The 5,277-nt window shown below is 38.7% G+C and carries 4 protein-coding genes and 1 pseudogene; 4 read left to right on the top strand and 1 reads right to left on the bottom strand.

Translation table 11 applies throughout. The features are described from left to right. Positions 1 to 353: pseudogene (locus P8M52_RS00515) on the bottom strand (DUF302 domain-containing protein); the annotation flags it as partial. 243 nt (positions 354 to 596) lie between these two features. Between P8M52_RS00515 and mltG the strand changes: the two are divergent. The 4 genes from mltG to hemL form a co-directional block, all read left to right on the top strand. Further along, positions 597 to 2,387, top strand: a complete 1,791-nt coding sequence (gene mltG / locus P8M52_RS00510; protein WP_300305772.1) for an endolytic transglycosylase MltG — start codon at positions 597 to 599, stop codon at positions 2,385 to 2,387. Between the two features lie 4 nt (positions 2,388 to 2,391). Further along, positions 2,392 to 3,009, top strand: a complete 618-nt coding sequence (tmk, locus tag P8M52_RS00505; protein WP_300305770.1) for a dTMP kinase — start codon at positions 2,392 to 2,394, stop codon at positions 3,007 to 3,009. Next, positions 3,006 to 4,019 (top strand): DNA polymerase III subunit delta', encoded by a 1,014-nt coding sequence (locus tag P8M52_RS00500; RefSeq protein ID WP_300305768.1) that lies wholly within the window; start codon positions 3,006 to 3,008, stop codon positions 4,017 to 4,019. The genes tmk and P8M52_RS00500 overlap by 4 nt, the downstream gene beginning before the upstream one ends. 8 nt (positions 4,020 to 4,027) lie before the next feature. Beyond that, positions 4,028 to 5,277, top strand: a 1,250-nt coding sequence (gene hemL, locus P8M52_RS00495) for a glutamate-1-semialdehyde 2,1-aminomutase (protein ID WP_300305766.1), incomplete at its 3' end; no start/stop codon positions are given.

Raw genomic sequence — 5,277 nt, 5'->3', positions numbered from 1 at the left:
TTCTCGCCTGTTTGTAATTCCACCATTTCAGATAGTGGCAGCATGCCTACAGAGCGAATACCTTCAGCTGTTGCAATACTTTCCATGGCTTCCTCAACATCATTATTGGAAACATCATCGGCAACTTTAACACGGATAATAGAGGCCATGGTAATATCGCCTGTATCCAATAAGGTGTTGGTCATTGGCATGTAAACTTTTTCCATTGACTCAGGGTGTAGTGTTGGTGAAATCATTTCACTGATTACTTTCGAAGTAACGCCATATTGCGCTTGTAATGACACCATGTAGTAAGTGGCAATTGCACCGATTGCAATTAACACCCACTTGATTAAATTAATAATTCCACCCATTTTCCTCTCTCCTGATTATGATTTTAATTTCTCAACATTGTTGACTTTAATTTTTAATTTTAACACTATAAAGAAGTATATGGTGTAAATCAAACCACTTGAAATTTATTAAACACAAGTATGGTGAGATTTACACAGAGGTTAAGAATGTTAGATTAAATATCTATATCAGGTTGACTCTAATATAACTGATCTTTGTATAAGTGTTTTTTTTATAGATGCACTGAATTATAATACTTAACCATGAATCGTGTCATCCTAATCAATGGAAAAAAACAGAGCAAACTAAGCGTCTATAATCGCTTAGTTCAATTTGGCGATGGCTTGTTTGAGACGTGCCTAGTGATAAATGGCAAGTTAATCTTGGGGCAGCACCACTTTCAAAGACTCGAGAAAGGTGCTGAAAGATTACATATTGAACTAGTAAAACGCTCAGTTTGGCTAAAAGAGATCAGCAAAGCCGTTGCTGCATCTAAACTTGAACATGCTGTGGTGAAAATTATGCTTTCACGCGGTGAGACGCAACGTGGCTATGGTTATGACAAAGGCATTGAGCCAACTAGAATTGTTATTGTTTCTGCGGTGCCAAAGTTGCCAAATAGTTATGATTTAAGTTTGTGCGAGAGTGGATATGCGCACAATCAACTGCTATCAGAAATAAAGCATTGCAATCGATTAGAGCAAATATTAGCTCGCACCAATCTCAAGACGCAAGAATGCATTATGCTTGATCCGCAAGGGCGAGTAATCTCTGTAAGTCAAGGTAATATTTTTGCTTTTAAGAATGGCGTATTAATAACACCGGGTTTAGACGAGTGTGGCATTGCAGGTACAAGACGCCAAGTTGTCATTGAGCTGGCGAGAAAGCTTAATATTTCGGTTGAAATCTGCAATTTAAGTGTGCCAGAACTGCTTACCTATGACGAGATTTTTATTACTAATAGTGTTATGGGTATAAAGCCTATTCGCCAAATTAATGAAGTGAAATATGTGCAACACACACTAACCGAAAAGTTAAAAAAATCTTTTGATCAGTATGCTTCGAAGCGTAAAAACGCCATTATCTTAAAGCCTAAAAAAAGTTTAGTTAAGTTTGGATTGACACTTGTATTTGCTTTATTGCTAGCTTGGACTTTTTGGGCAAATATCATTAATACGGTCAAACCTATTGTCTATCAAGTACCTAAAGGGGCCTCTATTTATTCAACCGCACAAGACCTTAAGCGTTATGGATTGGTTAATTCTGGTTTATTTGTAGTGTGGGCGGCCAAACTAGCGGGTATTGATGACGAATTAAAGTCAGGTTATTATGATGTGCATCCGGGCATGGGGGTTTGGGGTTTACTAAAAGATGTTTCTACAGCGAATGTTGCCATTAGAAATATTAGCTTAATAGAAGGTAAGACTGTACGTGAATATTATCAATTGTTAAGTAGCAACAAAACGTTAACCTCTAGCTATTCGTTAGAGGAAACCTTGAAAAAGACAATAGCTAAAGCGCCATATGACGGCCAGTTCTGGCCAGATACTTATCAAGTTAATTATGGCGATAGTGTTGTGAGTGTTTTTGATAGGGCGCACCTAATTCTGCAGGATAAATTAGACCAGGCCTGGCTAGCTAGAGCTAAAGACCACCCATTAAAAAATGCCAAGCAGGCCTTAATCTTGGCTTCAATAATTGAGCGTGAAACCGCCAGTCATTCGGAAAAGTCTAAAATTGCAGGCGTATTTATGAATCGTTTAGAAAAGAATATGCGCCTGCAAACTGATCCAACGGTTATCTATGCATTGGGTGAAGCTTATACAGGAAAACTTAGCAAGCAAGATTTATGGGTAAAGAGCCCGTATAATACTTATAGACATAAAGGCTTGCCACCGGGACCTATTGGTTCAATTGGACTTGAGTCTTTAAATGCAGCTATGCATCCTAAAAAGTCTGATTATTTGTTTTTTGTATCAAAGAAAGATGGTACGCATGTGTTTGCAAAAACTTATAAACAACACCTACTCAATATCAAGAAGTATCTAAAATAATCATATGAATAAAGGAAAGTTTATCACGATTGATGGCGTCGAGGGCGCTGGTAAAAGTACACAAATTAAGTTTATTTGTGACTATTTGCAGGCAAAAGGCATTAAGGTAACTTTAACTCGAGAGCCGGGCGGAACTGACTTGGGTGAAAGCATTCGAGAATTACTACTCAGTACAAAAACTAAAAAAATGCATAGCGATAGTGAGCTACTATTAATGTTTGCCGCTAGAAATGAGCATATTCATAACAAAATCATTCCTGCCTTGGAGCGGGGTGATTGGGTGTTGAGCGATCGTTTTACTGATGCTTCGTATGCTTACCAAGGTGGTGGTCGCGGTCTTAGTATTGAGCGTATTGCACAATTAGAGCAATGGGTACTGCAAGACTTCACTCCTGACATGACATTATTGTTAGACATTCCAGTGGAGCAAGGCATGTCACGTGTAGAATCAAGGGGCGACAAAGATCGTATTGAATTGGAAGCGATGGATTTTTTTGAGCGTGTAAGACAGGCCTATATCACTAGATCGGAAAAATATCCAAAGCGTATTAAGCTCATTGACTCTTCTAAAACTAAAGAGCATACAAGTAATCAAATTGAGAAAATTTTAGCAAGTTTATGATTCTTCCCTGGCACAATCAAGCGCTTTTAAAATTACAAAGGATGATCGATCAGAATCATCTGCCTCATGCTCTTTTAATTACCGGTAGTGAGTATATTGGCAAGTTTGAACTGATGCAACAACTAGTTGGCATTTTGCTTAATGATGATGAGCTCATCAAGCGGGATAATATTCGTGAAGAGCTCGATCATCCTGTGCTAATTAGACGCTCTAATTACACCAATATGATTTATTGTCGAGCTGGTGAAATTAATGAGAAAACCAAAAATCGCTCTAAAGATATTCGTATAGATCAAATTAGAGCATTTTGTGAGGCTTTAAATAAAACCGCAGATGCCTTACAGATTGGCGTATTGTTTTATGGCGATCAAATGAATATTAATGCAGCTAACGGCCTACTTAAGACGTTAGAAGAGCCCAGGGAAAATACTTTGATTATTATTTTGGCACATAGCGTGCAAAATCTGCCAACAACCATTGTGTCACGTTGTCAAACTGTTCATATTGCGCCAAGTTTTGATACGTCGACTCATCAGTGGCTTAAGTCACAATTGAGCGAAGCGCAAAATGCCGATTTTGACGTTGCTCAATTACTTGAAAATACGCACGGCGTTCCATTTAAGGTGTTAAACGAATTATCCGATGGTGGTTTTATCGCTTATCAAGATTATCAAAATCAATTGCTTAGTATTGCTACTCATCCACTAATGGCTAATCAAACAAAAACTTTTGAAGGTAATGAGGTGGCGGTATTAACCTGTTTGCAAAACCTTCTAATTGAGGCGATTAAGCTAAAAACAACAGAGCAAGAGGGTGGTTTGGTGGAGCTTAATCAGTTGGTTAATAATACTAAATCAGATTTTTTATTCAAACTACTAGGTGATGTGCAGAAGGCTATCCATTTAACAAAAACTAGTGTCAATCTTAAATTATTATTGGATAATATCTTAATCGTGTGGTCACACATAACCCACTTAAAACAATACCCGCAAATAAGCGCAAATTATTAGGAGTAAGTATGAGTCAGTCAGACATTTTATTCGAACAAGCAAAACAAGTTATCCCAGGCGGTGTTAATTCGCCAGTTCGTGCCTTTAATGGTGTTGGTGGTAATCCAATTTTCTTTAGTCGTGGTGAGGGCGCCTATTTGTTCGATGCAGATGATAAAAAATATATTGATTATGTTGCTTCATGGGGGCCAATGATTCTTGGTCATGCTAATCAAGATGTTGTTAATGCAGTTAAAACAACTCTGGAGAATGGGTTAGGGTTTGGCGCACCAACAGAAATTGAGACGACTTTAGCAGAAAAAGTATGTGAGCTAGTTCCATCGATTGAAATGGTGCGTATGGTTAGTTCAGGCACAGAAGCCACTATGAGTGCTATTCGTTTAGCACGCGGTCATACTGGTAGAGATAAAATTATTAAATTTGAGGGTTGTTACCACGGTCATTCTGACTCATTGCTTGTGAAAGCTGGTTCTGGTGCATTAACCTTGGGCGTGCCAACTTCACCTGGTGTTCCAGCTGATTTTGCTCAACATACACTCACACTTGAATACAATAACATTGACCAGGTGCGTAAAGTACTTAATGAAGTAGGCGATGAAGTGGCTTGCATTATTGTTGAGCCGGTTGCAGGAAATATGAATTGCATCCCGCCTGTGGATGGATTTTTACAGGGTTTGCGCGAAGTATGTGATGAACATGGCGTGATTTTAATTTTTGATGAAGTAATGACTGGTTTTCGTGTCGCTTTGGGTGGTGCGCAAGCATTTTATGGTGTCACCCCTGATTTGACAACTTTGGGAAAAGTGATTGGTGGTGGCTTGCCAGTAGGTGCTTTTGGCGGTAAACGTGAGATTATGTCTTCAATTGCGCCTTTGGGCCCTGTATATCAAGCAGGCACATTATCGGGCAACCCAATGTCTATGTCAGCAGGCTTAGCGATGCTAAATGCCTTGTCATCTGATCAAGATTTTTATAAAAACCTGAGTGAAAAAGTGTGCAAGCTAACTAGTGGTATTGTGGAAAAAGCCAAGGAAAATAATATTGGCATGACAGCTAATGTAGTTGGCGGCATGTTTGGCCTTTTCTTTACCGATTCCACAGCAGTCACTAATTTTAATGAGACCTCTCAGTGTGACGTGGAACGCTTTAAAAAGTTTTATCATCTAATGCTGGAGGAAGGTATTTATATGGCGCCTTCTGCCTATGAAGCGGGTTTTGTATCTAGTAGTCATACTGATGAAGATATTCAAGTAACTAT

This window comes from Candidatus Thioglobus sp. (assembly GCF_029243085.1).
Classification (GTDB): domain Bacteria; phylum Pseudomonadota; class Gammaproteobacteria; order PS1; family Pseudothioglobaceae; genus Thioglobus_A.
The sequence above is the reverse complement of the archived record's forward strand: the minus strand, read 5'-3'. Positions and strand labels throughout refer to the sequence as shown.